This is a genomic window from Shinella sp. R2-11 (genome assembly GCF_055330205.1).
In genome coordinates this window covers 567676-594608 of the sequence record NZ_JBVAPC010000002.1, presented here as the reverse complement: position 1 = coordinate 594608, position 26933 = coordinate 567676, and the positions used below count along the sequence as shown (strand labels likewise).

The 26933-nt window shown below is 65.2% G+C and carries 28 protein-coding genes; 22 read left to right on the top strand and 6 right to left on the bottom strand.

Annotation, left to right across the window (positions count from 1 at the left end; translation table 11 throughout):
- Positions 1 to 68: 68 nt before the first annotated feature.
- The 6 genes from ACZ1A1_RS07550 (at position 69) to ACZ1A1_RS07525 (ending at position 5245) form a co-directional block, all read left to right on the top strand.
- Complete coding sequence (locus ACZ1A1_RS07550; protein WP_463619385.1) at positions 69 to 545, top strand: cobalamin biosynthesis protein; 477 nt, start codon at positions 69 to 71, stop codon at positions 543 to 545.
- Positions 545 to 1387, top strand: coding sequence for a uroporphyrinogen-III C-methyltransferase (gene cobA / locus ACZ1A1_RS07545; protein ID WP_463619384.1), 843 nt, complete (start codon positions 545 to 547; stop codon positions 1385 to 1387). Before ACZ1A1_RS07550 ends, cobA begins: the two co-directional genes overlap by 1 nt.
- The gene (locus ACZ1A1_RS07540) at positions 1384 to 2691 is read left to right on the top strand and encodes a cobyrinate a,c-diamide synthase (RefSeq protein WP_463619383.1); all 1308 of its coding nucleotides are present in this window, start codon (positions 1384 to 1386) and stop codon (positions 2689 to 2691) included. The genes cobA and ACZ1A1_RS07540 overlap by 4 nt, the downstream gene beginning before the upstream one ends.
- A complete protein-coding gene (cobD, locus tag ACZ1A1_RS07535) occupies positions 2688 to 3698 on the top strand; it encodes a threonine-phosphate decarboxylase CobD (RefSeq protein ID WP_463619382.1) in 1011 nt (336 codons plus the stop codon). The genes ACZ1A1_RS07540 and cobD overlap by 4 nt, the downstream gene beginning before the upstream one ends.
- Positions 3695 to 4675 (top strand): adenosylcobinamide-phosphate synthase CbiB, encoded by a 981-nt coding sequence (gene cbiB / locus ACZ1A1_RS07530; RefSeq protein ID WP_463619381.1) that lies wholly within the window; start codon positions 3695 to 3697, stop codon positions 4673 to 4675. The genes cobD and cbiB overlap by 4 nt, the downstream gene beginning before the upstream one ends.
- Before the next feature lie 141 nt (positions 4676 to 4816).
- Complete coding sequence (locus tag ACZ1A1_RS07525; RefSeq protein ID WP_313192888.1) at positions 4817 to 5245, top strand: L,D-transpeptidase; 429 nt, start codon at positions 4817 to 4819, stop codon at positions 5243 to 5245.
- A gap of 23 nt (positions 5246 to 5268) precedes the next feature.
- On the opposite strand, the gene ACZ1A1_RS07520 is transcribed toward ACZ1A1_RS07525, so the two are convergent.
- Positions 5269 to 6897, bottom strand: a complete 1629-nt coding sequence (locus ACZ1A1_RS07520) for a phosphoethanolamine transferase (protein ID WP_463619380.1) — start codon at positions 6895 to 6897, stop codon at positions 5269 to 5271.
- A 238-nt stretch (positions 6898 to 7135) separates the two neighbouring features.
- A complete protein-coding gene (locus ACZ1A1_RS07515; protein ID WP_313192889.1) occupies positions 7136 to 7861 on the bottom strand; it encodes a Crp/Fnr family transcriptional regulator in 726 nt (241 codons plus the stop codon).
- A 208-nt stretch (positions 7862 to 8069) separates the two neighbouring features.
- On the opposite strand from ACZ1A1_RS07515, the gene hemN reads away from it, so the two are divergent.
- The 8 genes from hemN to ACZ1A1_RS07475 all read left to right on the top strand — a co-directional run bounded on the left by hemN (position 8070) and on the right by ACZ1A1_RS07475 (position 15851).
- Complete coding sequence (gene hemN / locus ACZ1A1_RS07510) at positions 8070 to 9419, top strand: oxygen-independent coproporphyrinogen III oxidase (RefSeq protein ID WP_463619379.1); 1350 nt, start codon at positions 8070 to 8072, stop codon at positions 9417 to 9419.
- 122 nt (positions 9420 to 9541) lie between these two features.
- Positions 9542 to 9826 (top strand): acyl carrier protein, encoded by a 285-nt coding sequence (locus ACZ1A1_RS07505; protein WP_134650064.1) that lies wholly within the window; start codon positions 9542 to 9544, stop codon positions 9824 to 9826.
- Between the two features lie 112 nt (positions 9827 to 9938).
- Complete coding sequence (locus tag ACZ1A1_RS07500; RefSeq protein WP_203319165.1) at positions 9939 to 10421, top strand: 3-hydroxyacyl-ACP dehydratase FabZ family protein; 483 nt, start codon at positions 9939 to 9941, stop codon at positions 10419 to 10421.
- Between the two features lie 2 nt (positions 10422 to 10423).
- Positions 10424 to 11623: a beta-ketoacyl-ACP synthase gene (locus tag ACZ1A1_RS07495; protein ID WP_463619378.1), complete on the top strand. Its 1200-nt coding sequence runs from the start codon at positions 10424 to 10426 to the stop codon at positions 11621 to 11623.
- A 10-nt stretch (positions 11624 to 11633) separates the two neighbouring features.
- Positions 11634 to 12920, top strand: a complete 1287-nt coding sequence (locus ACZ1A1_RS07490) for a beta-ketoacyl-ACP synthase (RefSeq protein WP_463619377.1) — start codon at positions 11634 to 11636, stop codon at positions 12918 to 12920.
- 13 nt (positions 12921 to 12933) lie between these two features.
- The gene (locus ACZ1A1_RS07485; RefSeq protein ID WP_463619376.1) at positions 12934 to 13962 is read left to right on the top strand and encodes a zinc-binding dehydrogenase; all 1029 of its coding nucleotides are present in this window, start codon (positions 12934 to 12936) and stop codon (positions 13960 to 13962) included.
- A gap of 11 nt (positions 13963 to 13973) precedes the next feature.
- Positions 13974 to 14903: a lipid A biosynthesis lauroyl acyltransferase gene (locus tag ACZ1A1_RS07480; protein ID WP_463619375.1), complete on the top strand. Its 930-nt coding sequence runs from the start codon at positions 13974 to 13976 to the stop codon at positions 14901 to 14903.
- A gap of 321 nt (positions 14904 to 15224) precedes the next feature.
- Positions 15225 to 15851: a PAS domain-containing protein gene (locus tag ACZ1A1_RS07475; RefSeq protein WP_463619374.1), complete on the top strand. Its 627-nt coding sequence runs from the start codon at positions 15225 to 15227 to the stop codon at positions 15849 to 15851.
- A gap of 105 nt (positions 15852 to 15956) precedes the next feature.
- Here ACZ1A1_RS07475 and ACZ1A1_RS07470 read toward each other — a convergent pair whose 3' ends face one another.
- Positions 15957 to 16439 carry a hemerythrin domain-containing protein gene (locus ACZ1A1_RS07470; RefSeq protein WP_415213164.1) on the bottom strand — a complete coding sequence of 161 codons (483 nt, stop codon included), beginning with the start codon at positions 16437 to 16439 and terminating at the stop codon, positions 15957 to 15959.
- A gap of 210 nt (positions 16440 to 16649) precedes the next feature.
- Between ACZ1A1_RS07470 and ccoN the strand changes: the two genes are divergently transcribed.
- The 4 genes from ccoN to ccoP are packed head-to-tail and all read left to right on the top strand — an operon-like array spanning position 16650 to position 20046.
- Positions 16650 to 18272 carry a cytochrome-c oxidase, cbb3-type subunit I gene (gene ccoN / locus ACZ1A1_RS07465; protein ID WP_313192898.1) on the top strand — a complete coding sequence of 541 codons (1623 nt, stop codon included), beginning with the start codon at positions 16650 to 16652 and terminating at the stop codon, positions 18270 to 18272.
- A gap of 11 nt (positions 18273 to 18283) precedes the next feature.
- Positions 18284 to 19015 (top strand): cytochrome-c oxidase, cbb3-type subunit II, encoded by a 732-nt coding sequence (ccoO, locus tag ACZ1A1_RS07460; RefSeq protein WP_313192899.1) that lies wholly within the window; start codon positions 18284 to 18286, stop codon positions 19013 to 19015.
- A gap of 12 nt (positions 19016 to 19027) precedes the next feature.
- A complete protein-coding gene (locus tag ACZ1A1_RS07455; protein ID WP_119256127.1) occupies positions 19028 to 19180 on the top strand; it encodes a cbb3-type cytochrome c oxidase subunit 3 in 153 nt (50 codons plus the stop codon).
- Between the two features lie 2 nt (positions 19181 to 19182).
- Positions 19183 to 20046, top strand: a complete 864-nt coding sequence (gene ccoP, locus ACZ1A1_RS07450; protein WP_463619373.1) for a cytochrome-c oxidase, cbb3-type subunit III — start codon at positions 19183 to 19185, stop codon at positions 20044 to 20046.
- A gap of 310 nt (positions 20047 to 20356) precedes the next feature.
- Here ccoP and ACZ1A1_RS07445 read toward each other — a convergent pair whose 3' ends face one another.
- From ACZ1A1_RS07445 to ACZ1A1_RS07435, 3 genes are all read right to left on the bottom strand, one after another.
- Positions 20357 to 21094: a GGDEF domain-containing protein gene (locus ACZ1A1_RS07445; protein ID WP_463619372.1), complete on the bottom strand. Its 738-nt coding sequence runs from the start codon at positions 21092 to 21094 to the stop codon at positions 20357 to 20359.
- Between the two features lie 214 nt (positions 21095 to 21308).
- A complete protein-coding gene (locus ACZ1A1_RS07440; RefSeq protein WP_463619371.1) occupies positions 21309 to 21665 on the bottom strand; it encodes a VOC family protein in 357 nt (118 codons plus the stop codon).
- Positions 21662 to 22078 carry an SRPBCC family protein gene (locus ACZ1A1_RS07435; protein WP_463619370.1) on the bottom strand — a complete coding sequence of 139 codons (417 nt, stop codon included), beginning with the start codon at positions 22076 to 22078 and terminating at the stop codon, positions 21662 to 21664. Before ACZ1A1_RS07435 ends, ACZ1A1_RS07440 begins: the two co-directional genes overlap by 4 nt.
- A 213-nt stretch (positions 22079 to 22291) precedes the next feature.
- Between ACZ1A1_RS07435 and ccoG the strand changes: the two genes are divergently transcribed.
- The 4 genes from ccoG to ccoS are packed head-to-tail and all read left to right on the top strand — an operon-like array spanning position 22292 to position 26803.
- The gene (gene ccoG, locus ACZ1A1_RS07430; RefSeq protein WP_463619369.1) at positions 22292 to 23863 is read left to right on the top strand and encodes a cytochrome c oxidase accessory protein CcoG; all 1572 of its coding nucleotides are present in this window, start codon (positions 22292 to 22294) and stop codon (positions 23861 to 23863) included.
- Entirely contained in the window at positions 23860 to 24360 is a 501-nt protein-coding gene (locus ACZ1A1_RS07425) for a FixH family protein (protein ID WP_409529982.1), read from the top strand. Before ccoG ends, ACZ1A1_RS07425 begins: the two co-directional genes overlap by 4 nt.
- Complete coding sequence (locus ACZ1A1_RS07420) at positions 24357 to 26651, top strand: cation-translocating P-type ATPase (RefSeq protein WP_463619368.1); 2295 nt, start codon at positions 24357 to 24359, stop codon at positions 26649 to 26651. The genes ACZ1A1_RS07425 and ACZ1A1_RS07420 overlap by 4 nt, the downstream gene beginning before the upstream one ends.
- Positions 26648 to 26803: a cbb3-type cytochrome oxidase assembly protein CcoS gene (gene ccoS / locus ACZ1A1_RS07415; RefSeq protein WP_313192907.1), complete on the top strand. Its 156-nt coding sequence runs from the start codon at positions 26648 to 26650 to the stop codon at positions 26801 to 26803. The genes ACZ1A1_RS07420 and ccoS overlap by 4 nt, the downstream gene beginning before the upstream one ends.
- Positions 26804 to 26933 lie beyond the last annotated feature (130 nt).

Here is a 26933-nt window from a genome sequence, read left to right as displayed (position 1 = left end):
GCTTCATCCGGAGCTGTCGGAAACGGCAAGGCCGGGCTCTTTCGCGTGGAATTTAGCAAGAGACCGCCATGAGCGCCGAGGCCCCATCACCCGACACCGGACGACGATCGCTCGTTCTCGGCCTTGGCTGCGAGCGCGGCACGCCGCCCGGCGAACTCGTCGATCTCGCCATCTCCATCGTGACCCGGCCAAAGGATATCGCCTTCGTCGCGACGCTGGACATGCGCGCCGAGGAGCCGGCCATGCAGGCCGTCGCCCGGCACTTCTCCGTGCCGCTCGTGACCTTCTCCGCCGCGCGCCTCGAAGCCGAGACGCCGCGGCTTGCCAATCCGTCGGAGATCGTCTTCGCCCATGCGGGCTGCCATGGTGTTGCCGAGGCGGCGGCGCTGGCGCAGGCGGGCGCGGGCGGGCGGCTGGTCGTGGAGAAGACGAAATCCGCCCATGCCACGGCGGCGGTGGCTGAATCCTTTCAATCGCTTGCCGCCGTTTCCTCGCAAGGCGATTCCATGTCCTCGCATTTCGATTCAAGCCGGGAGCACATCTGATGCACGCCCTGTTCTCCGCCCTCCCGCCGATGGAAAGAGGCACCGTCTGGCTCGTCGGCGCGGGCCCCGGCGATCCGGGCCTCCTGACGCTCCATGCCGCCAATGCGCTGCAGCAGGCCGATGTCGTCGTGCATGACGCGCTGGTCAATGCCGATTGCCTGTCGCTGGCGCGTCCCGGCGCCGTGCTGGAATTTGCCGGAAAGCGCGGCGGCAAGCCCTCGCACAAGCAGCGGGATATTTCGCTGCGGCTCGTCGAGCTCGCCCGCGCCGGCCATCGCGTGCTGCGGCTGAAGGGCGGCGATCCCTTCGTCTTCGGGCGCGGCGGGGAGGAGGCGCTGACGCTTGTCGAGCACGGCATACCCTTCCGCATCGTGCCGGGCATCACGGCGGGCATCGGCGGGCTTGCCTATGCCGGCATTCCGGTGACGCACCGTGAGGTCAACCATGCCGTCACGTTCCTGACGGGGCACGATTCCTCCGGGCTCGTGCCGGATCGTATCAATTGGGAGGGCATCGCCAAGGGGTCTCCCGTCATCGTCATGTACATGGCGATGAAGCATATCGGCCAGATCGCCGCAAATCTCATTGCCGGCGGGCGCTCGCCGGACGAGCCGGTCGCCTTCGTCTGCAATGCGGCGACCAGCGAGCAGGTGGTGTTGGAAACGACGCTCGCCCGCGCCGAGGCGGATGTCGCCGCCGCCGGCATCGAGCCGCCCGCCATCGTCGTGTTGGGCGAGGTCGTGCGCCTTCGCCCCTCGCTCGACTGGATCGGCGAGCTGACCGCCGGCCGCAGGCTCGCGCCCGATCCCTTCGGCTCGCGCGAAAGGAAGGATCCGGCATGAGCGGACTGCTCATCGCCGCTCCCGCCTCCGGCTCCGGCAAGACGACGGTGACGCTCGGCCTTGCCCGCGCGCTGGCCGATGCCGGCCTCTGCCTCGTTTCCGGCAAGGCGGGGCCGGATTATATCGACCCGGCCTTCCATGCCGCTGCGAGCGGAAAACCCTGCTTCAACTACGATCCCTGGGCCATGCGCCCGGACCTCATCCGTGCCAATGCCGCCCATCAGGCGGGCGAGGGGGATTTCCTGCTCGTCGAGGCGATGATGGGCCTCTTCGACGGGGCGGCCGACGGCACGGGCGCGCCGGCCGATCTGGCCGCAACGCTTGGCCTGCCGGTGGTGCTCGTCATCGATTGCAGCCGCATGTCGCAGTCCGTCGCGGCGCTGGCGAGGGGATACAGGAATCATCGCGGCGATGTGAATGTCGCCGGTGTCATCCTCAACAAGGTGGGCAGTGCCCGGCACGAGGCGATGCTGCGCGCGGCGCTGGAGGCCGCCGGCATCGCGATTTTCGGCGTGCTGCGCAGCGACCCGGCGCTTGCCCTGCCGGAGCGGCATCTCGGCCTCGTCCAGGCGGGGGAGCATGGGGCGTTGGAAGCCTTCATCATCCATGCCGCCGGTGTGGTGGCCCGTGACTGCGATCTCGACCGCCTCGCCGCCCTTGCTTCCGGCCGTGCCGCCTCGCTGCCGCCTTCTGCCGTCCTGCGCCTGCCGCCGATCGGCCAGCGCATCGCGATTGCCGAGGATCGGGCCTTTGCCTTCACCTACCAGCACCTGCTGCTCGGCTGGCGCATGGCGGGGGCGAGCCTTTCGTTCTTTTCCCCGCTTGCCGACGAGGCACCCGCGGCCGATGCCGATGCGGTCTACCTGCCCGGCGGCTATCCGGAACTCCATGCAGGAACGCTTGCCAATGCCGGCCGTTTCCGTCAGGGCATGCTGGAGGCCGCGCGCCGCGGCGCGCGCATCTATGGCGAATGCGGAGGCTACATGACACTCGGGGAGGGGCTGGTCGATGCGGCGGGAATGCGCCATGCCATGCTCGGCCTGCTTCCGCTCGTCACCAGCTTCGCCGAGCGTCGCCGCCATCTCGGTTATCGCCGCGTCACGCCGCTGGCGGGTTCCGGCTTTGCCGCGCCGATGACGGCGCACGAGTTCCATTATTCGACCCTCGTGCATGAGGGGGAGGCGGAACGGCTCTTCGCCGTCACGGACGCCGTCGGCGAGGATCTCGGCATGGCCGGGCTTCGCCGGGGTGCCGTCAGCGGCTCCTACATGCACCTGATCGACCTTGCACCGGAGGCCGCATGAGCGCGCCGCGCATCGTCCACGGCGGCGGCATTGCCGCGGCGGCCACCCGCTACGGCGGAAGGCCCGAGGACTGGCTCGACCTTTCGACCGGCATCAATCCCAATCCCGTTACCGTTCCCGAGGTGGACATAGCCGCCTGGCACCGCCTGCCGGATCGCCACCGCCAGGATGCCGCCCGCATCGCCGCGCAGCGTTATTATGCGACGCCGCAAGCCCTTCCGCTTCCCGTGCCCGGCACGCAGTCAGCCATCCAGCTCCTGCCGCGCCTCCTTGCGCCCGGCCGCCGCGCCGCTGTGCTTTCCCCCACCTATGGCGAATATGCCCGCGTGCTCGCCAATGCCCGCGTGGCGGTGGACCGGATCGCAAGCCTCGATGCGGTGACGGCCGCGCACGGTCTCGTCGTCGTCGTCAATCCGAACAATCCCGACGGCCGGCTTTTCCCGCGCGAGGCGCTGCTGTCGCTTCATGCGCGCGTCGCCGCGAATGGCGGTCTTCTCGTCGTCGACGAGGCCTTCGGCGACATGCGCCCGGAAGGTTGCATCGCGCCGCTTGCCGGCGACGACAGGCCGGGCCTTCTCGTCTTCCGCTCCTTTGGAAAGTTCTTCGGCCTTGCCGGCCTCCGCCTCGGCTTCGCCATTGGCGAGGCGGCGATCATCGATCGCATCGAGGACGGGCTCGGCCCGTGGGCCGTCTCCGGCCCGGCGCTGACGATCGCGACCACGCTCATGGCCTCCGACACGTCCGCCATCCGTCGCGCCATCGACGGGCGCAAGGCCGCGCTCGACGCGGTGCTGGCAGCTGCCGGCCTCACCGTTGCCGGTGGAACGGGCCTCTTTTCGCTGGTGGACCACGCGGATGCCGCCGCCATCCATGAAGGTCTTTGCCGCCATCATGTTCTGGTGCGTCCTTTCGACTATAATCCGCGATGGCTGCGGTTCGGCCTTTCTCCCGACGCCAGGGGAGACGGCCGGCTGGCCGCGGCGCTGGCGAATGTGATGGGCCGATGACGGAGGCGCTGCTGATCCTGTTCTTCGCGCTGCTGCTGGATCGCCTCGTCGGCGATCCGGACAGGCTCTGGCAGCGCGTGCCGCATCCGGTCGTGCTGTTCGGCCGGGCGATCGGGGGGATGGATGCGCTTTTCAACGGCAAGCGCCTTTCGCCCGGGACGCGGCGCTTCAACGGCGCTGCCGGCATTGCCGTGCTGCTTGCCGCCAGCCTTTTCGCCGGCTTCGTCCTCCACCGGCTTTTCGCGCCGCTCGGCGTCGTCGGCGCGGTTGTCGAGGTGGTCGTCGTCGCCGTCTTCCTCGCGCAGAAGAGCCTTCACGACCATGTCCGCGCCGTCTCGACGGGCCTCAAGGACGATGGCCTCGAAGGCGGGCGGCGGGCCGTGTCGATGATCGTCGGCCGCGATCCGGCGACGCTCGACGAGCCGGCGGTCTGCCGCGCCGGGATCGAGAGCCTTGCCGAGAATTTCTCCGACGGCGTCGTCGCCCCGGCGCTCTGGTATGCGCTTCTCGGCCTGCCGGGCCTCTTCGCCTACAAGATGCTCAACACGGCCGATTCGATGATCGGCCACAGGAGCGAGAAATATCTCGATTTCGGCTGGGCCTCCGCCCGGCTCGACGACCTTGCCAACTGGCCCGCCGCGCGCCTGTCTATTCTCTTCATCGCCGCCGGCGCATGGCTGGCGCAGGGCCGGCGGGCGGCGCGCGCGGCCATCGGCACGGCGCTGCGCGACGCCGGCCTGCACCGCTCGCCGAATTCCGGCTGGCCGGAAGCGGCCATGGCCGGTGCGCTCGGCATCGGCCTTGCCGGCCCCCGCATCTATGGCGGCGCGCGCGTCGACGAACCGATGATGAACGCCGCCGGCCGCACCGTCGCGACGGTCGCCGACATCGATCTGTCGCTGCGTATCTTCTCGGCCGCCTGCGCCGTTCTTGCCGTCACGGTGCTGCTGGCGGCAGGTCTTGCGGCCTGCATCTAGGCGCAACGATAAAATTTTACGTCTTAACTTCGTTTTCTTTTCTCCACCCCCGTCAATATTGTGGAAGGCTGGAACGTCTATAGTCTGTCTTGCTGTCAGACATGGCGCCGATGCCATGCGCGAACGAATAGAGGGGAAATCATGCGTGGCTTGCTTGCGACCGCGGTCGCATTCCTTCTGGTCCTGTTTCAGGCCGAGACTGCACTTTCCGCCAACCTTGTCGCGGAGGTCAGCCTTTCTTCACAGACGATGATCGTTACTCAGAACGGTATCGTGAAACATCGCTGGCGCGTCTCGACGGGCCGCAAGGGCTTCGGCACGCCGACGGGCGCGTGGAAGGCGAAATGGGCCTCGCGCAACCACCGCTCGCGCAAATACGACAATGCGCCGATGCCCTATGCGATCTTCTTCAACGGCGGATATGCGGTGCATGCGACCTTCGACACCAAGCGCCTCGGCCGGCCCGCCTCGCATGGCTGCGTGCGGCTGCATCCTTCGAACGCCGCGACGTTCTTCCAGCTGGCGAACAGCAGCGGGCTTTCGAACACCCGCATTGTGATATCGCGCTGAGGGCATTGCATTCGGCTATAGAGTCATTTTTCAACCCGGTGGCTTTTGCCGGGAATGTAGGCCTTGTGGGCTATTTCTCGCGGCTGAGGCTGGTAACCCGGGCCGACAAGATTGAGTTCCGGCCTGTCCTTTGCCGTTGAAATATCCAGCAACGAAAGCAGTGTCCAATCCATGACGTCACTTTGGTAGGGCCTTGTCGTGAGGGCCTTTTCCGACGCTGTCGGAAAGTCAGGACGATTGCGCCACAGAATGACCGGTACCGTAAAGCCCGATTCCAGGAAGAATTGATGCCCGAATGACGCTGTGAGATGACCGACATCCTGGGCATGATCAGAAAGATAGAGAAGGCTGCTGTCGCTGTTTCTTATCTTCGACACCAAGCCGATGGCCTGCGAGAGAACGTAGTCCGTGTAAAGGATTGAATTGTCGTAATTGTTTCGCGCGGCTCTTATCCAAAACCATTTGTCGGCCATTTCCTGTGAAACGGCGTCCTGGGCCTCGTTGAAGACGGCGAAACTGTCGGGATAGCGGGCCGCGTAGCTTTCATGAGATCCGAGCGTGTGAAGCACGATGAATTTCAACGGTGCCGGATCTTGCAGGGCCTGGCTCAGTTCGGGAAGCAGCTTTTCGTCGTGGCTGTCGTCGTGCCTGTTGACCCTGCCGTCATAGACCAGCCTGAAGACATCTGCGTCTTCACCGAACATGGCGTTCGCATAGACAAAACTCTGATTAGACAACCAGAAGACCTTATAGCCCGCCTGTTTGGCAAGGGTGATGATACTGGGTTCCGTCCGCCAGCTCTCGTCATCGCTTTTTGTGGCTGAGGTCAGAATGCGTGTCATCTCATTGAGAGTATTGCCGTAGGAGGAAATGACATCCTCGAAGACTAGCAAATGATCTCTCATCGCATCGAGGTTCGGTGTCGTCTTGCGGGGATACCCATAGAGAGACCAGTCCCATCGATTGGAGCTTTCGCCGAGCACGAGCACGAAGGTCTTTTGGGCCGGTCCGGTGTAAATCGGCTTCCACTCGGAAATATGATCTCTGGCAGACAGCCTTTGCTTTGTCAGCGCCATCTGTGCTTCCTGCATCGCCCGTCCTTCACGCAGGATGGACGGCCAGAACGTTACCGGATCGGCTCGCATGACGATCACGTTCTTGTGGGCAATCAAAGGGAGTGCGATCAGGGCGACTGCGAGCACGACCTTTCCTTTGCCCGGGCTTGTGGTTGGGAAGATTTTCTCTCCCGTTTTTTGTCCGAGCCGCACGAGTGCCCATGCCAATCCAGCCGAAAGGGCGGTGGCCATGACGAAGGGTAGAGGCAAGCTGGCGGCATATTCACGCGCTTCGCTTGCTGGTGCGTTGACGAGACTCTCGACCACCTGCCTCGATTGCGGCTGCAAGCCATATCTGAAACTGAGATAGCATTCTATCAGGACGCTGCCGCACCAAAGAGCGGACCATAATGCGTAGATGCTCCAAGCAAATGGCGGCCTTCTTCCGAGCAGGTTGGCGATGCCGAAAACGGGGAGCATCATCAAAAAAGGCATGCAGAAGAGCGTAATCAGCCGCAAAGTGCCGATGCCTGAAAGCAGGGATATGACGACAAGACAGATGAGGATGACAAGTGCCGTAAAGCCGGGCTTGGACATGGTTTTTGAGGCCGCACCGTTCGCGCATATGTATTTTTGATCAGTTCCTTAATCAGAGGTTGCAGATTCCGCAAGTTGAATCGAGCGGCCCGTGGCGTAAAAAGTGCAGAAAAAATGTGAGCGGTGCCTGTAGCAGAAGCACAGAGCTTTTTGTGGAGATTTCTGCTGGAGACGTGTGTCGGCGACGCCGGTCGCTACCGCCGAACACTGCATCGCCATCTCGCGCTGAGGGCAGGGATCAGTCGTTGCCCGCAAAGCGCATCAGCCGGTCCATGTCGGGAACGGTGACGTGGCGGTTGTTCTCGATGCGGATGACGTTCTCCTTGCGCAGCTTGGTGAACTGGCGGCTGACGGTCTCGATGGTGAGGCCGAGGAAGTCGGCGATGTCGGCACGCGAGAGCGGCAGGTCGAAGGACGACATGTCGACACTTTCCGGGTCGATATGGGTGGCGATGAGGTAGAGGAAGCTCGCCACCTTCTCCTGCGCCGTCTTGCGGCCGAGGGTCAGCATCCAGTCGCGCGCCTCGTCCAGCTCCTTGAGCGCCTGCCGGTGCAGCTTGTGCTCCAGCTCGGGCGTCCTCCTGACGAGGCGGTCGAGCACGTTGCGCGGGAAGTTGCAGACTTCGCTTTCGGTCGCGGCTTCCGCCGTGATCGCGCTTTCATCCAGGAAGGGGCGGCCTAGGAAGTCGGGGGCGAACTGCAGGCCGACGATCTGCTGGCGGCCGTCCGCCATCACCTTCGTCAGCTTCACCACGCCGCGCATGATGTTGGAATAGTTGACGATCGTCTCGCCCTGGCCGATCACCTCGGCGCCCGTCTCCAACCGATGGCGGGAGGAGTGCTTGTTGAGCTCGGTGAGCTGTTCGGCCGTCAGCGCGCCGCACACGCCGCCATGGCGCGCCTCGCAGGCCCGGCAGACCAGCGGAATGTCGGAATTATGGATATCCTGGCGGCGAACTTCCATGTCGGCTTTTCCTTTCGCCTCGCGGCAGACGGCGCAACGATGCCGTGCTAGCGCACGCAGGCATGAACATAAAGCGTGCCGCCTCGCGGCAAAATAGCGCTTCCTGACTATTGTCAAATCGTAGCGCAGTCCCGTCGGCTTTCACTTGATCAAAATCAAATGGCGGCGCGTCTTTCAGGGTTATTTGCGTATGCGAAGGAGATATCCCATGCAGGACGCACTCGTAAGACGCCTTTCTTCCCCGGTTCCGCGCTATACAAGCTATCCGACCGCCCCGCATTTCAACGAAAGTATCGGTCCGGAGGTCTATTCGGAAGGGCTGGGACGGCTGGGAAAGGCGAACCGCCTGTCGCTCTATGCGCATGTTCCCTATTGCGACCGGCTCTGCTGGTTCTGCGCCTGTCATACCAAGCAGACCCTTCGCTACGAGCCGGTCGAAGCCTATCTCAAGGGGCTTCATGCCGAGATTGCGGCCGTCGGCCGGCGCGTCTCGCGGGAGGCGCCCGTCACGGCGCTGCATTTCGGCGGCGGCTCGCCGACGCTGCTGCGGCCGGACGACATGGTGGCGCTGAAGGGCTGTCTCGAGCAGAGCTTCGCCTTCTCGCCCGAGGCGGAAATCTCGGTGGAGATGGATCCGAACGACCTGGACGAGGCGCGGCACGATGCGCTCGCCGCGATCGGCATGACGCGTGCCAGCCTCGGCATCCAGGATTTCGATCCGAAGGTGCAGAAGGCGATCAACCGCATCCAGACCTTCGAGCAGACCCGCGGCGTCGTGGACGCGGCGCGGCAAAGGGGCGTGCGCTCGGTGAACTGCGATATCCTCTATGGCCTGCCATACCAGACGATGGAGACGCTGGCGGAGACGGTGCGCGCCGTCATCTCGCTCGGCCCCGACCGGATCGCGCTCTTCGGCTATGCCCATGTGCCATGGATGAAGAAGCACCAGACGATGATCGACGAGGCGGCCTTGCCGGATATCGCCGCGCGTTTCGCCCAGATGACGATGGCCGGGGAAATGCTGGTCGCCGCCGGCTACGAGGCCGTCGGCATCGACCATTTCGCCCTGCCGGCGGATCGGCTCGCCGTCGCCGCGCGCAACGGCACGCTTCGCCGCAATTTCCAGGGCTATACCGACGATCAGGCCGATGCCCTGATCGGGCTCGGCGCATCGGCCATCGGCCAGTTGCCGGAAGGCTATTTCCAGAACATGCCGGCGACCGGCGAATATCTGCGCCGGGTGGAGGAGGGCGGTGTCGCCGTCGTCCGAGGCTATGCGCTGACTGACGAGGACCGCGCCCGCGCCTTCGTGATCGAGAGGGTCATGTGTGATTTCGGCTTTTCCTTCGCCGATCTTGCCGTCCGTCATCCGCTTTTCGCAGCCACGATCCGGGCGGAGGCCTGCGGCTTTGCCGCTTCGGACAGGGACGGCCTTTGCCGCATCGAGGGGGACAGGTTCATGCTGACGGCGGCCGGCAAGCCCTTCGCCCGCACGGTCGCGGCAGCGTTCGATGCGCATCTTTCGAGCGGGCGCGGGCGGCATTCCATCGCGGTTTGACGGCGGCTCCGGCATGTTCTTTGCGCAACACAGGGGCGTAGATCATGCAGGGCCCTCATCAACCCCATTGGCAATCGCATCGGATTTCCATATAGGATCGCCCAACTATAGATTCATGAGGTATGGGCGTGACTGCTACATTCGACAAGGTTGCCGACATCATTGCTGAAACGAGCGAGATCGATCGCGAGACGATCACGCCGGAAAGCCACACGATCGACGATCTCGGCATCGACAGCCTGGACTTCCTCGACATCGTCTTCGCGATCGACAAGGAATTCGGCATCAAGATCCCGCTGGAACAGTGGACGCAGGAAGTCAATGAAGGCAAGGTCGCGACGGAAGAATACTTCGTCCTGAAGAACCTCTGCGCCAAGATCGACGAACTGCGGGCCGCCAAGGCCTGATCAGACGGCGCCCGGTCGCCGCTGGCGGCCCTGTTCCGGACGATCCCGGCGCAAGGGGCTATCGGCCTGCCGTCCTCGGCAGGCCTTTCGGTTTTCGGCGGAGGCATATCCGATGCTGCTAGAATATTTCCAGATGATCGACCGGGTGGAAGCCGTCGACGGCGCGCGCCGCACGCTTACCGCCCGCTCTGTCGTCCCGTCCAAAAGCCCGGTCTTCGAGGGGCATTTCCCCGGCATGCCGCTCGTTCCGGGCGTGCTGCTCATCGAGACCATGGCGCAGGCCTCCGGCTTCCTCGTGCTGGCGGCATCCGATTTTTCGGCCATGCCCTTCCTGATGAGCGTCGACGGGGCCAAGATGCGCACCTTCGTCGAGCCGGACGCGGTGCTCGACATCGAGGCCGTGCTGGAGCATGACGGTTCCGGCTATGCCGTGACGAAGACGAGGATTACATCGGCCGGCAAGAAGGTGTGCGACGCGCAGCTCAAGCTGCGCACCATGCCGTTTGCCGAGGTGCCGCTCGCCGATATCGTGCGCAAGCGCGCGGGCGAGGTGGGTTTGTTCGAGGCGCTGGCAGCGTCCGCTGAAGGGAAGTGAGCATGGCGAAGGCGAAGAACGATGTGGTGATCACCGGCGTCGGCATCGTCACCTGTCACGGTGTCGGGGCCGAGGCCCATGTGCAGATCCTGGGTGCCGCGAAGGCGCCGGAGCTGAAGATCGATACGGAGCGCTTCGCGCCCTATCCGGTCCACCCGATGCCCGAGATCGACTGGAACCAGCAGATCCCCAAGCGCGGCGACCAGCGCCAGATGGAGAACTGGCAGCGCCTCGGCGTCTTCGCCGCTGGTCTCGCGCTCGACGATGCCAGCTTCAAGGACGATGTGGACGCCTGCGGCACGATGGACATGATCGTGGCGGCCGGCGGCGGCGAGCGCGACATCAATGTCGATTCGCTGATCGTCGACGAGGGGCTGAAGCGCAACGACCGCGAACGCCTGCTCAACGAGAAACTGACGACGGAGCTGCGCCCGACGCTCTTCCTCGCCCAGCTCTCCAACCTCCTCGCCGGCAATATCTCCATCGTGCACAAGGTCACCGGTTCCTCGCGCACCTTCATGGGTGAGGAAGCCGCCGGCATCAGCGCCGTCGAGACCGCCTTCCACCGCATCCGCGCCGGCCAGTCGACGCATACGCTCGTCGGCAGCGCGCTCGTCGCCGAGCGGCAGGACGTCATCCTGCTTTACGAGGCCATCGGCGCGCATGCGACGGGCGGCTGGACGCCGCTCTGGTCGCGCGACCAGAACGCTGGCGGCGGCATCGTCACCGGCTCGGCCGCCGCCTTCCTCATCCTCGAATCCCGCGAGCATGCCGAAGCCCGTGGCGCCCGCATCTACGCAACCATCGACGCCATCGGCGGCGACCGCGGCTCGCGTGACGAAGGCCGGCTGGAGGCGCGTCTGGAGCGTCTTGCCGAAGGGGCTTCGACGGGTAGCGAGACTATCGTCTTCTCCGGCGCTTCCGGCGCGCATGACGCGACGGCCCGCGAAAAGGCATGGCTCGACAAGCGTTTCGCCGGCAGCGCCCTGCGCGGCTACAGCGCCGTCATCGGCCAGTCGCTCGAAGCACAGTTTCCGCTCGGTCTTGCGCTTGCCGCGCTGACGCTCGGTTCGGGCGTCAAGGTGGCGCCGTTCGACACGGCCGCCGAGGCCGCCATGAGCGCACCCGCCGCCACGGCCGTCGTCACGACGGTCGGTCATTCGCGCGGCGAGGGCGTCGCAATCCTTTCCGCAGAGAAGTGAGGTTCCGGCCATGACGAATGCCGCTTACAGGGATCATCTCGGCCGCCCCATCGTCGCCGTCACCGGCATGGGCGTCGTCACCTCGCTTGGGCAGGGCCTTGCGGACAACTGGGCCGCGCTCACCGGCGGCGTCTCGGGTATCCACGGCATCACCCGCTTCCCGGTCGACGGGCTGAACACCCGCATTTCCGGAACGGTCGATTTCATCGACGTTCCGGTCGAAAACCCTGTCGAGCGCTCCTATGCCTATGCCCGCGAGACGACGGACGAGGCGCTGGCGCAGGCCGGCCTTTCCGGCGAATTCGGCGGCCCGCTCTTCCTCGCCGCCCCGCCGATCGAGCCGGACTGGCGCGACCGCTTCGCGCTCGCCGACCGCGCGCCGCCGTCGCAGCGCCCGGGCGATGCCTATGACCGCTTCCTCGCCGTGCTGCGCGAGCATCCGAGCGCGGCCCTGCATGAAGCTTGGGCCTTCGGCTCCATCTCCGAGCGTCTTTCCGACCGCTACGGCACGCGCGGCCTGCCGGTCACGCTCTCGACCGCCTGCGCCTCCGGCGCGACGGCCATCCAGCTCGGCGTCGAGGCGATCCGCCAGGGTCGCACCGACCGCGCGCTGACCGTCGGCACCGACGGCTCAGTGACCGCCGAAGCGCTGATCCGCTTCGCGCTCCTCTCCGCGCTCTCCACGCAGAACGACCCGCCGACCAAGGCATCCAAGCCGTTCAGCAAGGACCGCGACGGCTTCGTCATCGCAGAAGGCGCGGCGACGCTCGTGCTGGAATCGCTGGAATCGGCCATAGCGCGCAGCGCCAAGGTGCTCGGCATCCTCAAGGGCTGCGGCGAGAAGGCGGATCATTTCCATCGCACGCGCTCCTCGCCGGACGGCGGTCCCGCCATCGCGACGATCCGCGCGGCGCTGGAAGACGCCGGCATCGACGAGAGCGGCATCGGCTATATCAACGCCCACGGCACCTCGACGCCTGAGAACGACAAGATGGAATATCTCTCCATGTCGACCGTCTTCGGCGACACGCTGGCGAATATCCCGGTCTCGTCCAACAAGTCGATGATCGGCCATACGCTGACGGCCGCCGGTGCGGTCGAGGCGGTGTTCTCGATCCAGACCATGCTGACCGGCACCCTGCCGCCGACCATCAACTACACGAACCCCGACCCGACGATCCCCCTCGACGTCGTGCCGAACGTGAAGCGCGACGCGCGCGTCACGGCGGTCCTGTCCAACTCCTTCGGCTTCGGCGGCCAGAACGCCAGCCTCGTGATGACGGCCGAACCGGCCTGATAGGAATTCTACCATGCGCGCCCTCCAGCTTCTCGACGACCGCAAGCTCGAACTCACCGACATTCCGGAACCGGAAGCCCCCGGCCCCGGCGAGGTGACGCTGCGCGTCAAGGCCGTCGCCCTCAACCATATCGACGTCTGGGGCTGGCGCGGCATGGCGTTTGCCAAGCGCAAGATGCCGCTGGTCATCGGCGCGGAGGCCGCCGGCGTCGTCGAGACGCTTGGCCCGGGCGTTTCCAACGTGCTGCCCGGCCAGCTCGTCTCGATTTACGGCGCGCGCACCTGCGGCCTCTGCAAGCCCTGCCGCGAAGGCCGCGACAATCTCTGCGAACATGTCGGCGGCGTGCACGGTTTCCATCTCGACGGTTTCGCGCAGGAGAAGGTGAACCTTCCCGCCCGCCTGCTGGTCCCCGCGCCGCCCGGCGTCGATGCTGTCGCCGCGGCGCTTGCGCCCGTCACCTTCGGCACGGTGGAGCACATGCTGTTCGACAACGCCAAGCTTGAATCCGGCGAGACGATCCTTGTCCATGCCGGCGGCTCGGGCATCGGCACGGCGGCGATCCAGCTCGCCAAGAAGATCGGCTGCACGGTCATTACCACGGTCGGCTCGAACGACAAGATCGAGAAGGCCAAGGCGCTGGGCGCCGACCACGTCATCAACTACCGCGAGGACCGCTTCGAAGGCGTCGTTCGCAAGCTGACGAAGAAGAAGGGCGTCGACGTCGTCTTCGAGCATGTCGGCAAGGACACCTGGGCAGGCTCCATGCTCTGCCTCAAGCGCGGCGGGCGCCTCGTCACCTGCGGCTCCACCTCCGGCGTTTCCACCGACATGAACCTGATGATGCTGTTCCAGCAACAGTTGAAGCTCCTCGGCTCCTTCGGCTGCCGCATGGAGAACATGGCGGACGCCATGCAGAAGATGGCGCGCGGCATCGTGCATCCGGTCATCGACACGGAAGTCACCTTCGACGGCATCGCGACGGCGCTGGAACGCATGGAATCGCGCCAGATCTTCGGCAAGATCGTCCTGAAGCTGGACTGACGCCGTTGCGGATGCTGATCACCCGCCTCGTCCTGGCGCTGCGCAATTCGAAGGACTGGTTCGTCGCGCAGCTCGCCTTCGGCCTACTCAATATCCTGAAGCTCCTGCCGGCGGACGGCGCGATCAATTTCGCCGACCGGGCGGTGCGCTGGATCGGGCCGAAAACCAAGCGCCACAAGCTGATGCTGACGAACCTGCGAAACGCCTATCCGGATAAGTCCGAGGCGGAGATCGAGGCGATCGCGCTCGATGCTTGGGGCAATATGGGCCGGCTTGCCGCCGAATATGTCTTTCTTGACGAGCTGTTCGATTTTAACCCGGAGAATCCGGAACCGGGTCGCATTGAAGTCTCGGGCATTCCGCTTTTCGTTGACCTGCGTGACAATCCGCGGCCCTTCATCGTCTTCACCGCCCACACCGGCAATTTCGAACTGCTGCCGGTCGCGGGTGCTGCCTTCGGGCTGGACGTGACGGTGCTCTTCCGCCCGCCGAACAACCCTTATGTCGCCGACAAGGTGTTCGAGTTCCGCAAGGCGCGCATGGGCCAGCTCGTGCCCTCCCATGCCGGTTCTTCCTTCACGCTTGCCCGCAAGCTCGAGGCGGGCGGTCCGGTGGGCGTACTCGTCGACCAGAAGTTCGGCAGGGGCCTGCACACGAAGTTCTTCGGCCGCGACGTGCAGACCAATCCGCTGCTCGCCAAGCTCGTCCGCCAGTTCGACTGCGAGGTCTATCCCGCGCGCTGCATCCGCCTTCCGGGCAACCGCTACCGGCTGGAGCTGGAGCCGGCGATGGCGATCCCGCGCAAGGCGAACGGCGCGGTCGATGTCGATGCGACGGCCCAGATGCTCAACGACAAGGTGGAGCAATGGGTGCGGGAATATCCCGGCCAGTGGCTGTGGTATCATGACCGCTGGAACATCAAGCGCAGCCTTATTACTTGATGGGTTCCAATTTCTTTCTTCATTTTGCCGGCTGAACACGGCCGGCCGCGGGATTTACGTGTATACTGTCCCATTATGGGTTTGACATCTCTCCCTCCGCTTATATGATTTTGTCGAACCGCCTGCTTTGGCGGCGGTTTGCCGGAGGACAAGGTCAAAAAAGAGCTCTCGATTCGGACACAATAAGTAAAGTGGTGATGCAATTGCTGTAGTTCTCAGCAATTCATGGAGCATGATTTGAAAGCTCTTGTAGGGTTGTTCTGGTTTAAGTATTCGCAACTTCAGCATGCGGTGAGGGCGGGGGACGAGAAGCTCATCGCCATGCTGGACAGGGAAATCGAAACGGCCTTGCTGGCCGTCCTGCAGAAGGAGGCGGGTGACGCCTCCGAGTTCCGCTCCCAGTTCCAGTTCTTCGTGGACCTTCTGCGGGAAGAGTCGGAAGACAGGGCCTGCGTGCTCCGGCAGGCGCATCATTTCAAGCTGCTGCTCGACCGCTATTTCGGCACCGAGGAGGCCGCCGTGCCCTTCGGCTTCAGACCGCCGGACGGGATGCGCCCCGTCGCGGCGCCGCGCGTCATGGAGGACGGGCTGCTCAACGAGGCGATCCTCGACAGCCTGCCGGACCGCGTGGCGGTCGTCACCACCGACTATCGCTACATCTATTCCAATCCGTTGAATGCGGAGCGCTTCGGCGGCAAGCCCATCGATCTCGTCGGGCGGCATATCGCCGAGTTCGTCGGCCGCCCGCGTTTCGAAAACCTGCTGAAGCGGCATCTGGATCGCTGTTTTACGGGGGAGGCGGTGGAATATGACTATATGTCCACCCGCCCGGGCAAGGGCATGACCCGCTGCCGGATGACGCCCTGCATGTCGGTGGCCGGACATGTGCTGGGCGCCATCCTGGTGCTCCAGGACATGCTGGAGTTCCGCGACCCGATGGCGGCCTGAACGCTGGAGCAATTCCAGCAAAAGTGCGAAGCGGTTTTGCGTCCGGAATTGCGTTAAAATAAAGAGCTAGAGTGTTTTCGCGATTCGAGAAAAAGCGGAAATACTCTAGGACGCGAGGCCCGCTTCGGGCAGCATGAACCGCTGTTCGAAGGCGATATGGCGCCGGATCGATTCGAAGAAGCCGCGCAGCATGTAGCCGGCGGCTTCCGCGTTCACGCTGCCGTCGCCGCTGCCAAGGCGCGTCAGCGTGTCGGTCAGCTCTTCCGCGAAGCACTCGTCCTCGACATGCTCGAATTTCAGCCGGGCGATCGTCCCGGCCATTTCCCCGCCGCCCGATGCCTGCGTTTCCAGCATGGGGAACAGGGCTTCCTCTTCATAGCGGTGGATGCCGTTGATCAGCGGGATCAGGGACTTGGCCGCGTAGATGCATTTCTGCCGGTTGATGTTGGCCGGCAGGCTGTCGGCGATTTCTTCCAGTGCGCTACAAAGCGCCAGCTGGGCGTCATGGGCCTTTTTCAGCCAGTCCAGTGAAGCGGTGTCCGTCGGGCGATCCGAGAGCAACCGGGCGATGCCAGCGTAATCCGTCATGTCGTGCTTCCTCGTTGAGGGGAGGGCCGCGGTGTTTTCGACGCGCGGCTGCGTCAACCTGTCCCTTGATGCCGCCACCTTCCGATCCGCGCCTTGATCCAAGTCAAGGATACGGGCTCGCGCATCTGCGATGGCTCCATGGAGCGCAATGGCCGATTCCGTGCGGGAACCGGGCGTTGCGGTACTTTGACCGGTTGGGGGATGCCAACGATGAAATACATAACGGAAACAATAGTCCTGGCCGTTGGCGCCTTCCTTGCGCTGCTCGGCGTGGCCTTCGCCCAGGACAAGCTCTTCGAGGCCCATATGTGGGTCCTCTTCTTCGTGCTGCTCGCCAGCACGCTCGTCATGGTGCGGCGCGTGTCCTTCGCGCCTGCCGGTCCCGCGCCATCCTCGCAGGATGACGGCGGTTATTTCGACGAGGTTATCAAGTACGGCGTCATCGCGACGGTGTTCTGGGGCGTCGTCGGCTTCCTCGTCGGCGTCTTCGTGGCGCTGCAGCTTGCCTTCCCCGACCTCAACATCGAGCCCTGGCTGAATTTCGGCCGCACGCGTCCGCTACACACCTCGGCCGTGATCTTCGCCTTCGGCGGCAATGCGCTGATCGCGACGTCCTTCTACGTCGTGCAGCGCACCTCGCGGGCCCGCCTCTTCGGCGGCAATCTCGGCTGGTTCGTATTCTGGGGCTACCAGCTCTTCATCGTCATGGCGGCCACGGGCTACCTGCTCGGCGTCACGCAGGGCCGCGAATATGCCGAGCCGGAATGGTATGTCGACCTCTGGCTGACCATCGTCTGGGTCGCCTATCTGATCGCCTTCCTCGGCACGATCATGACGCGCAAGGAACCGCACATCTATGTGGCGAACTGGTTCTTCCTGTCGTTCATCGTGACGATCGCCATGCTGCACATCGTCAACAACCTGGCGATCCCGGTCTCGTTCCTCGGCTCGAAGAGCTATTCCGCCTTCTCGGGCGTGCAGGATGCGCTGACGCAGTGGTGGTACGGCCACAACGCCGTGGGCTTCTTCCTGACGGCCGGCTTCCTCGGCATGATGTACTACTTCATCCCGAAGCAGGTGAACCGTCCGGTCTATTCCTACCGCCTGTCGATCATCCACTTCTGGGCCCTGATCTTCATGTATATCTGGGCCGGCCCGCACCACCTGCACTATACGGCGCTGCCGGACTGGGCGCAGACGCTCGGCATGGTCTTCTCGGTCATGCTCTGGATGCCCTCGTGGGGCGGCATGATCAACGGCCTGATGACGCTTTCGGGCGCCTGGGACAAGATCCGCACCGACCCGATCGTGCGCATGATGGTCATGGCCGTCGCCTTCTACGGCATGGCGACCTTCGAAGGCCCGATGATGTCGATCAAGTCGGTCAACTCGCTCAGCCACTATACGGACTGGACCATCGGCCACGTGCATTCGGGCGCGCTCGGCTGGAACGGCCTCATCACCTTCGGTGCGATCTACTTCCTCGTCCCGAAGCTGTGGAAGCGCGAGCGGCTCTATTCGATCCGTATGGTCAACTGGCACTTCTGGCTCGCAACCCTCGGCATCGTCGTCTACGCGGCGGTCATGTGGGTCGCCGGCATCCAGCAGGGCTTGATGTGGCGCGAATACGACGATCAGGGCTTCCTGGTCTACTCGTTCGCCGAAACCGTCGCCGCCATGTTCCCCTACTACGTGCTGCGCGCCGTCGGCGGCGGGCTGTTCCTCCTGGGGGCGATCATCATGGCCTACAACGTGACCATGACAATCCTCGGCTACCAGCGTGACGAGGCCCCGATCCCGGGCGCCGCGCCCGCCCTGCAGCCGGCCGAATAGGAGGGGACAGAATGTCCATTCTTGATAAACACGCCATCCTCGAACGCAACGCGACGCTTCTCCTCGTCGGCTCGCTCCTCGTGGTCACCGTCGGCGGCATCGTCGAGATCGCCCCGCTGTTCTACCTGGAAAACACCATCGAGAAGGTGGAGGGCATGCGGCCCTACTCGCCGCTGGAGCTCGCCGGCCGCGACATCTACGTCCGCGAAGGCTGCTACGTCTGTCACAGCCAGATGATCCGGCCGTTCCGCGACGAGGTGGAGCGCTACGGGCATTACTCGCTGGCGGCGGAATCGATGTACGATCATCCGTTCCAGTGGGGCTCGAAGCGTACGGGGCCGGATCTTGCCCGCGTCGGCGACCGCTACTCGAACGAGTGGCACGTCCAGCACCTGATCGAGCCGCGCTCGGTCGTGCCGGAATCGGTGATGCCGAGCTATTCCTTCCTCAAGGAAACGAACCTCGAGGTGAAGAACGTCGCCATGCACCTGACGGCCAACCGCGACGTCGGCGTGCCCTACAGCGACGAGATGGTCGAGAACGCCGAGGCGGACATGAAGGCGCAGGCCGATCCGAACGCCGACACGGCGGGCCTTCTCGCCCGCTACCCGAAGGCCAAGATCGGCGATTTCGACGGCGATCCGGCGCGGCTCACCGAAATGGACGCGCTCGTCGCCTATCTCCAGATGCTCGGCACGCTGGTGGACTTCTCCACCTACGACGATGCCAGCGGCTACCGTTGAGGAGGACGTCTCATGGAAACCTATACCGCCATGCGCCACTTCGCCGATAGCTGGGGCCTGCTCGCCATGACGCTGTTCTTCGTGGCCGTCCTCGCCTTCACCCTTCGCCCCGGCGGCCGCAAGGCTGCCGAACGGGCCGCTGAAATCCCCCTCAAGGAGGACTGATCATGGCCGAGAAGCATATCGACGAAATCTCGGGCGTCGAAACCACCGGCCACGAATGGGACGGCATCAGGGAACTGAACAATCCGATGCCGCGCTGGTGGGTCTGGACGTTCTACCTGACGATCCTGTGGGCCATCGGCTACACCATCGCCTTCCCGGCCTGGCCGATGATCTCGGATGCGACGCGGGGCATGCTCGGCTGGTCGAGCCGCGCCAACATCGCCGCCGAGCTTGCCAGCGCCAAGGAAGCGCAGGCCGTCAATGTCGACCGCATCGCCAAGTCGTCGCTGGAGGAGATCCTGGCCGATCCGCAGCTCTCGCAGTTCGCGATCTCGGGCGGCGCCTCGGCCTTCAAGGTCAACTGTGCCCAGTGCCACGGCTCGGGCGCGGCCGGCGGCGCGGGCTTCCCGAACCTCAACGACGACGACTGGATCTGGGGCGGCACGGTGGAGGAGATCTACCAGACCATCGCTCACGGCATCCGCCATCCCGGCGACGATGAGACCCGCGTCTCGGAAATGCCGGCCTTCGGCGAGATCCTCGAGCCGGCGCAGATCAAGGAAGTCGCCGCCTATGTCGTCAGCCTGACGGGAACGCCGTCGGATGCGAGCCTGGTCGAGCCCGGCAAGCAGGTCTTCGCCGACAATTGCGCTTCCTGCCATGGCGAGGACGCCAAGGGCAACCGCGAGATGGGCGCCCCCGACCTTGCCGACGCCATCTGGCTGAAGGGCGAGGGCGAAGCTGCCATCGCCGCGCAGGTCCGTTCGCCCAAGCACGGCGTCATGCCCGCCTGGCTCCCCCGCCTCGGCGAGCCGGCCGTCAAGCAGCTCGCCATCTTCGTGCATTCGCTCGGCGGCGGCGAGTAGACGCCGCAACATGCAGGACGGAAGGCCGCGGGAGACCGCGGCCTTTCTGTTTGTGGAGTGAGGGGGTGTTCAGGATCGGCGGGGCAGGTGCCGGGTGGCGTGGATCGGGTCGAGCCCGAGGATGACGCAAGTAGGAAGTTTTTGACGCTGAAAGCAGCGACTTCCTATGTCGCGCCGCCTGATCGGCGGGTGACTTTTCCTCCTCTTCGTCATGGTCGGGCTTAAAGCGGGGAACCACGTCGCACCCGCAACGGGTCGACTGCCGCCAACCGGCACGACCAACGATGTCGGTGGCCTCAAGGGCTACCCGTCAGGCCACGACCGTGTTCCGGCCCGCCGATTTCGCGCGGTAGAGGTTCCGGTCCGCGGCGGCGAGGGCTTCGGTGGGGTCGAAGTGGGGCGCGCAGTGGAAGGCGCCGATGCTGATGCCGAGGGCGATGCGGACGCCCGAGGGCGCGCGCAGGTCGATTGCCGCAACCGCCTCGCGGATCGTCTGTGAGTGATCGAGCATGTGCTCCGGCGCGGCCTCGTGCAGGAAGACGGCGAACTCCTCACCGCCGAGGCGCCCGACCAGATCGCCGTCGCCGGAAAGGCCCGAAAGCACCGCGCCGACACAGGCGAGCGCGTCGTCGCCGGCCGCATGGCCGAAGCGGTCGTTGACCGACTTGAAATGATCGACGTCGAGGAAGAGCAGGCCGCCATGCACGCCGGCCCGGTTGCGCTCGTCCAGCCCGGCCATGAAGGCCGCACGGTTGAGGACGCCGGTGAGCGCATCGCGCCGCGCCTGGTCCTGCAGGCGATCATAGGCCGCCGCCAGCGCGTCGCGCGCCTGGGCGAGGGCCGTGTTGGCCGTGCGCAGCCTTTCCGCCTGCCAGAAGTGCAGCATGGAGGCCGGTATGGAGATGGCGATCGGGCAGGCGATGGTCATGACGAGGCCCGCGCCGGCGACCTTGCCGCCTAGCATGGGCACGAAGGCGAAGCTGATCATGAGCGAGGCCAGCACCGAGAGCGCCGCCACCGTCAATGTCTTGCCGAGGATCCTGTACATCGAACGAGCCCGTCCGTTTCAATCGCAGCACTCACTAGGGCATTTCCGCTTTTTGCCGAATCGCGAAAACGCTCTAACCCTTTGTTCGCCGCATTTCCGAACGCAAAACCGCTTCGCGCTTTTGCTGGAAATGCTCTAGGAGCCTATGATTGAAAAAGCCTGAATTCATTCGATAAAAGTCACTCCGCGATCATATTGACGTTACGGCAGGTTTTTATCGGTCCGACCAGACCGCCAGCTCGTAGCCGTCGGGGTCGGCGAAGTGGAAACGGCGGCCGCCGGGAAAGGCGAAGATCGGCCGGACGATCTTCCCGCCGGCCGTCTCGATGCGTGCGAGGGCGTCCTCCAGATCGTCGGCGAAGAGGATGACGAGCGGCCCGTCGCCAGCCGCCACGGGCGCCGTCGTCGTGAAGCCGCCGGTGAGGCGACCGTCCTGGAATTCGCAATAGTCCGGGCCGTAATCGGTGAAGGTCCAGCCGAAGGCGCCGCCGTAGAAGGCCTTGCTCCTCGCGATGTCCGAAACGTTGAATTCGATATAGTCGATCCTGCGATCGGCGCCCTTGCTGCTCATCGCGGCCTCTCCTCGTTTTCCATCAATCGCGCCAGCGCGTCGAGATCGCGGGCGATGTGCGCCGCATCCGCCGCGAAGGCCGCATCGTCCATACCCGCCTGTCGCAGCAGGGTGAACATCACCTCCGCGCCGTCGCCATTCGGCACGACGCGCAGGGCATTCTCGACCCGCAGGCCATCCGGCAGCGTCACCGTATGGTCGATGACGCCGAATTCGTTCGGCGGGGCGAAGCGCACGCGCACATTGCCGACGGGGCCGCCTTCGGCAATCCAGTCGTCGCCGTCGGGCGTCAGGCCCGCGGCGAGACCGGAAGCCCAGAACTGCATGTTTTCCGGCCTCGACGCGAAATCGTAGACTGCGCGCCAGTTACGACGAATCGTCCGGTGGACGATGCGGGCGGGAAGGGTGATCATGGCTGTCTCCTCTTCTTCAATCATAGGCAGGTAGCGGGAAAATGTCGAACAAAAAGTGAACATGCTGCCGCGCAATTGGGTCCCACGCTTGCCGCGCATCGGCTTGTGCGGCAACCCGCCACGCCATGCGATGCGCAAAACTTGACGTAGATCAACGATAGCGGCCCCTGTTGGCGTCATTGTGCCGGCACAACGACAGGTGCGGCCCATCCCATGCAACAGACTTCCACCACGATCTACACGTCCGTCGAGCGTCACGACGCGGAGCCCGTCAATTCGGCGAAGGTGCGCAAGCCGCTTTACGAGAAGCGCAAGAAGATCTTCCCCAAGCGCGCGGAAGGCCGCTTTCGCCAGTTCAAGTGGCTGGTGATGCTGATCACGCTCGGCATCTACTACCTGACGCCGTGGATCCGCTGGGATCGCGGCCCGCACGCGCCGGACCAGGCCGTGCTGGTCGATCTTGCCGGCCGCCGGTTCTACTTCTTCTTCATCGAGATCTGGCCGCAGGAATTCTTCTTCGTGGCGGGCCTGCTCGTCATGGCGGGCTTTGGGCTCTTCCTCGTCACCTCGGCGGTCGGGCGCGCCTGGTGCGGCTATGCCTGTCCGCAGACCGTCTGGGTCGATCTCTTCCTCGTCGTGGAGCGCGCCATCGAGGGCGACCGCAACGCGCGCATGAAGCTCGATGCCGGCCCCTGGACGCTCGACAAGATCTGGAAGCGCGTCAGCAAGCACGTCACCTGGCTGGTGATCGCGGTGGCGACCGGCGGCGCTTGGATCTTCTATTTCGCGGATGCGCCGACCCTGCTCGTCGAGTTCGTGACGCTGCAGGCGCCGCCCGTCGCCTATATCACCGTCGCCATCCTGACGGCCACGACCTATGTCTTCGGCGGGCTGATGCGCGAGCAGGTCTGCACCTATATGTGTCCCTGGCCGCGCATCCAGGCGGCGATGCTCGACGAGAGCTCGCTCGTCGTCACCTATAACGACTGGCGCGGCGAGCCGCGCACCCGCCACGCCAAGAAGGCGATCGCCGCCGGCGAGAGCGTCGGCGACTGCGTCGATTGCAATGCCTGCGTCGTCGTCTGTCCCATGGGCATCGACATCCGCGATGGCCAGCAGCTCGAATGCATCACCTGCGCGCTCTGCATCGATGCCTGCGACAACGTGATGGACAAGCTCGGCAAGGAGCGCGGCCTCATCGCCTATGCCACTCTTTCGGACTATTCGGCCAACATGGCGCTGGCGACCGCCGGCGGCACGGTTCCCGTCGACCCGAAGCGCGTGCGCGATGCCGACGGCCGCTTCATCGATGCGATCAGGCACTTCGACTGGCGCATCATCTTCCGCCCGCGCACGCTGCTCTATTTCGGCATCTGGTCGCTGGCCGGCCTTGCGCTCGTCTTCGCGCTGCTGTCGCGCGACCGGCTCGACCTCAACGTCATCCACGACCGCAACCCGCAATTCGTCGTCGAATCGGACGGCTCGATCCGCAACGGCTATGCTGTGAAGCTGCTCAACATGATTCCCGAGCCGCGCGTCATCACCGTCTCCATCGAGGGCATGCCGGGCGCGACGATGAAGATAGCGGGCCATGACAGCGCGGACGGCCGCAGCGTCGACGTGCCGGCCGACCCCGACAAGGTGACGGCGCTGCGTGTTTTCGTCACCCTGCCCAAGGATCGGCTTGCGGAAGCCGCCGAAGGCTTCCAGATTATCGCCGAGGACCGGCAGGGTCACGAGCGCGACGTCTATTCCGCCAAATTCAACACGCCGGGAGCAAAGTGATGGCCGCAGAACGCAAGGAACAGGGCTTCGTCTTCACCGGCTGGCATATGCTGGGCGTCATGGTGCTGTTCTTCGGAACGATCATCACCGTGAACCTCATCATGGCGTGGAACGCCTCGCATAGCTGGAGCGGCCTCGTCGTGCCCAACACCTATGTCGCCAGCCAGCAGTTCAACGGCAAGGTCGCCGAGGCCAAGGCGCTCGCCGCCAGCGGCATCGAGGGCAGCCTGACCATCGAGGCGGGCCGCGTCGCCTATCGGGTGGTGGACGCCAAGGGCGCGCCGCTCGTCGCCGACGACGTCTCCGCCGTCTTCAAGCGCCCGGTGGACGAACGCGACGACTTCACCCTCGCGCTCCAGCCGGACGGGCAGGGGCTCTTCACGGCCGAGCGCGACATCGCCTCCGGCCAGTGGGTCGTCGATATCGCCACGAGGAAGGACGGCAGGAAGGTGTTCCACCAGACTGTCCGCACCGTGGTCGCGGGAGGCGCGAAATGAGCTGCTGCGCACCCGGCACGGAAGGCGCGATGGAGGCCGAGCGCGCCAGCCACGCGCTGCCGTCCTCGGAGGAGCTGATGCTTGCCAGTCGCACGGTGGGCGAGGGGCTGCGCCAGAGCGACCTCAGCGTGCCGGGCGTGCATTGCGGCACCTGCATCACCACCGTCGAGGGCGCTCTGAACGCCCTGCCGGAAGTCGCGCGGGCACGCGTCAACCTCTCCACGCGCCGCGTCTCGGTCGTCTGGAAGGAGGAGGTCGAGGGCCGCCGCACCGATCCGCAGGCGATTGCCGCCGCCATCCGCGCCACGGGCTACGACACGCATCTCTTCTCGCTCGCCGCCGAGGGCGACGACCGGCTGCGCAACCAGCTCATCCGCGCCGTCGCCGTCGCGGGCTTTGCCGCGACGAACATCATGCTGCTGTCGGTCTCCGTCTGGTCGGGCGCGGAAGACGCGACGCGCGACCTCTTCCACTGGATCTCTGCCTTCATCGCCGGGCCGACGCTGATCTATTCCGGCCGCTTCTTCTACCAGTCCGCCTGGAACGCCGTGCGCCACGGCCGCACCAACATGGACGTGCCCATCGCGCTCGCCATCACGCTCTCCTATGCCGTTTCGCTCTGGGAGACGCTGCACAGCGCCGAGCATGCCTGGTTCGACGCGACCGTCAGCCTTCTCTTCTTCCTGCTCATCGGCCGCACGCTCGACCATGTGATGCGCGACCGCGCCCGCTCGGCCATCACCGGCCTTGCCCGCCTTTCGCCGCGCGGGGCCATGGTCGTGAGGCCGGACGGCTCGCGCGACTATCGCCCGGTCGAGGAGATCGCCGTCGGCGAACATCTCTCCATCGCGGCCGGCGAGCGCATCCCGGTCGATTGCCGCGTGCTTTCGGGCGTGAGCGATATCGACCGCTCCATCGTCAACGGCGAGAGCGATCCGCTCGCCGCCGCGCCCGGCACGCAGCTGGAAGCCGGGGCGATGAACCTCACCGGCTCGCTCACCGTCGAGGCCGTCGCCACCGCGCGCAACTCCTTCCTTTCCGAGGTCATCGGCCTCATGGAGGCCGCCGAAGGCGGCAGGGCCCGCTATCGCCGCATCGCCGACCGGGCCGCGCAGATCTATTCGCCCGCCGTGCATCTGCTGGCGCTCGTCTCCTTCCTCGGCTGGGGCTTTCTCGACGGCGACTGGAAGCATGCCATGCTCGTCGCCATCGCGGTGCTGATCATCACCTGCCCCTGCGCGCTCGGCCTTGCCGTGCCGGTGGTGCAGGTGGTCGCGGCCGGACGGCTCTTTGCCGGCGGGGTGATGGTGAAGGACGGCTCGGCCATGGAGCGCCTCGCCGAGATCGACACCGCCGTCTTCGACAAGACCGGCACGCTGACGCTCGGCAAGCCGCGCCTCGTCGACCGGGACAAGCTGAACCGCGCGCATCTTGCCCTTGCCGCCGCGCTCGCCGCCCATTCGCGCCATCCGCTGTCGATGGCACTGGCCGGCGCCAATGCCGGCCCCGCGCCGGTGATCGACGCGGTGACGGAGGTTGCCGGCGGCGGGCTCGAAGCCGTGACGGGGCAGGGCGTGCTGCGCCTCGGCAACCGCGCCTTCGCCTGCGGCCGGGCGGCCGCGAGCGAGGAGGCGCACGGTCTTTCGGAGGTCGTGCTCTCCTGCGACGGCAAGGTGCTCGAAACCTTCCGCTTCGAGGATGCGCTGCGGGCCGGCGCGAGCGAGGCCATCGCCGCCCTCCGGCAGGACGGCATCGAAATGGCGATTCTTTCGGGCGACCGCGCCCCCGCCGTCTCGCGCATCGCCGGCCTTCTCGGCATCGGCCGCTGGCGTGCCGCGCTCTCGCCGCGCGAGAAGACGGAGTCGGTGGCCGAGCGGGCGGCAGCCGGGCATCGCGTGCTGATGGTCGGCGACGGCATCAACGACGCGCCGGCGCTCGCCGCCGCGCATGTCTCCATCGCGCCCGCGACGGCGGCCGATGTCGGCCGGCAGGCGGCGGATTTCGTCTTCCTGCACGAGAGCCTCGAAGCCGTGCCCTTCGCCTATGAGACCGCGCGGCGCGCCGGCCGGCTCATCCGGCAGAACTTCGCGCTCGCCATCGGCTATAACGTCATCGCCGTGCCCATCGCGATCCTCGGCCATGCCACGCCGCTCATCGCCGCCATAGCCATGTCCACTTCCTCGATCATCGTGGTTGTGAACTCGCTTCGCCTGCGCGGCAGGATGCCGGCCTTCGCGGCCCGCGCCGCGGACGAGGCGCGCCCGGTCAAGACCATGGTGCGAGCCGCATGAACACGCTGATCTTCCTCATCCCCATCGCGCTCTTCCTCGGCGCGCTCGGCCTCGGGGCCTTTCTCTGGTCGCTCAAGAGCGGCCAGTACGACGATGTCGAGGGCGCCGCCTGGCGCGTGCTCGACGACGGCGACGACAAGCCGGGGACGTGATTTCGAGCGGTTCTAAAAACGCTGTTCGAACAAACAATTGCTTGTCGTAAATCGATTTGAATGCCAAAACACCTCCGCTGGAGCTAAGCTCCTCAGTCTCTTCTTGCGCGGCGTTTCCGGCATGAGCCCG

Excerpts from the sequence above, each read along its gene's own strand:
- ACZ1A1_RS07550 (WP_463619385.1), top strand. The coding sequence starts at position 69 with ATGAGCGCCGAGGCCCCATCACCCGACACCGGACGACGATCGCTCGTT.
- cobA (WP_463619384.1), top strand. The coding sequence starts at position 545 with ATGCACGCCCTGTTCTCCGCCCTCCCGCCGATGGAAAGAGGCACCGTC.
- ACZ1A1_RS07540 (WP_463619383.1), top strand. The coding sequence starts at position 1,384 with ATGAGCGGACTGCTCATCGCCGCTCCCGCCTCCGGCTCCGGCAAGACG.
- cobD (WP_463619382.1), top strand. The coding sequence starts at position 2,688 with ATGAGCGCGCCGCGCATCGTCCACGGCGGCGGCATTGCCGCGGCGGCC.
- cbiB (WP_463619381.1), top strand. The coding sequence starts at position 3,695 with ATGACGGAGGCGCTGCTGATCCTGTTCTTCGCGCTGCTGCTGGATCGC.
- ACZ1A1_RS07525 (WP_313192888.1), top strand. The coding sequence starts at position 4,817 with ATGCGTGGCTTGCTTGCGACCGCGGTCGCATTCCTTCTGGTCCTGTTT.
- ACZ1A1_RS07520 (WP_463619380.1), bottom strand. The coding sequence starts at position 6,897 with ATGTCCAAGCCCGGCTTTACGGCACTTGTCATCCTCATCTGTCTTGTC.
- ACZ1A1_RS07515 (WP_313192889.1), bottom strand. The coding sequence starts at position 7,861 with ATGGAAGTTCGCCGCCAGGATATCCATAATTCCGACATTCCGCTGGTC.
- hemN (WP_463619379.1), top strand. The coding sequence starts at position 8,070 with ATGCAGGACGCACTCGTAAGACGCCTTTCTTCCCCGGTTCCGCGCTAT.
- ACZ1A1_RS07505 (WP_134650064.1), top strand. The coding sequence starts at position 9,542 with ATGGGCGTGACTGCTACATTCGACAAGGTTGCCGACATCATTGCTGAA.
- ACZ1A1_RS07500 (WP_203319165.1), top strand. The coding sequence starts at position 9,939 with ATGCTGCTAGAATATTTCCAGATGATCGACCGGGTGGAAGCCGTCGAC.
- ACZ1A1_RS07495 (WP_463619378.1), top strand. The coding sequence starts at position 10,424 with ATGGCGAAGGCGAAGAACGATGTGGTGATCACCGGCGTCGGCATCGTC.
- ACZ1A1_RS07490 (WP_463619377.1), top strand. The coding sequence starts at position 11,634 with ATGACGAATGCCGCTTACAGGGATCATCTCGGCCGCCCCATCGTCGCC.
- ACZ1A1_RS07485 (WP_463619376.1), top strand. The coding sequence starts at position 12,934 with ATGCGCGCCCTCCAGCTTCTCGACGACCGCAAGCTCGAACTCACCGAC.
- ACZ1A1_RS07480 (WP_463619375.1), top strand. The coding sequence starts at position 13,974 with ATGCTGATCACCCGCCTCGTCCTGGCGCTGCGCAATTCGAAGGACTGG.
- ACZ1A1_RS07475 (WP_463619374.1), top strand. The coding sequence starts at position 15,225 with ATGCTGGACAGGGAAATCGAAACGGCCTTGCTGGCCGTCCTGCAGAAG.
- ACZ1A1_RS07470 (WP_415213164.1), bottom strand. The coding sequence starts at position 16,439 with ATGACGGATTACGCTGGCATCGCCCGGTTGCTCTCGGATCGCCCGACG.
- ccoN (WP_313192898.1), top strand. The coding sequence starts at position 16,650 with ATGAAATACATAACGGAAACAATAGTCCTGGCCGTTGGCGCCTTCCTT.
- ccoO (WP_313192899.1), top strand. The coding sequence starts at position 18,284 with ATGTCCATTCTTGATAAACACGCCATCCTCGAACGCAACGCGACGCTT.
- ACZ1A1_RS07455 (WP_119256127.1), top strand. The coding sequence starts at position 19,028 with ATGGAAACCTATACCGCCATGCGCCACTTCGCCGATAGCTGGGGCCTG.
- ccoP (WP_463619373.1), top strand. The coding sequence starts at position 19,183 with ATGGCCGAGAAGCATATCGACGAAATCTCGGGCGTCGAAACCACCGGC.
- ACZ1A1_RS07445 (WP_463619372.1), bottom strand. The coding sequence starts at position 21,094 with ATGTACAGGATCCTCGGCAAGACATTGACGGTGGCGGCGCTCTCGGTG.
- ACZ1A1_RS07440 (WP_463619371.1), bottom strand. The coding sequence starts at position 21,665 with ATGAGCAGCAAGGGCGCCGATCGCAGGATCGACTATATCGAATTCAAC.
- ACZ1A1_RS07435 (WP_463619370.1), bottom strand. The coding sequence starts at position 22,078 with ATGATCACCCTTCCCGCCCGCATCGTCCACCGGACGATTCGTCGTAAC.
- ccoG (WP_463619369.1), top strand. The coding sequence starts at position 22,292 with ATGCAACAGACTTCCACCACGATCTACACGTCCGTCGAGCGTCACGAC.
- ACZ1A1_RS07420 (WP_463619368.1), top strand. The coding sequence starts at position 24,357 with ATGAGCTGCTGCGCACCCGGCACGGAAGGCGCGATGGAGGCCGAGCGC.
- ccoS (WP_313192907.1), top strand. The coding sequence starts at position 26,648 with ATGAACACGCTGATCTTCCTCATCCCCATCGCGCTCTTCCTCGGCGCG.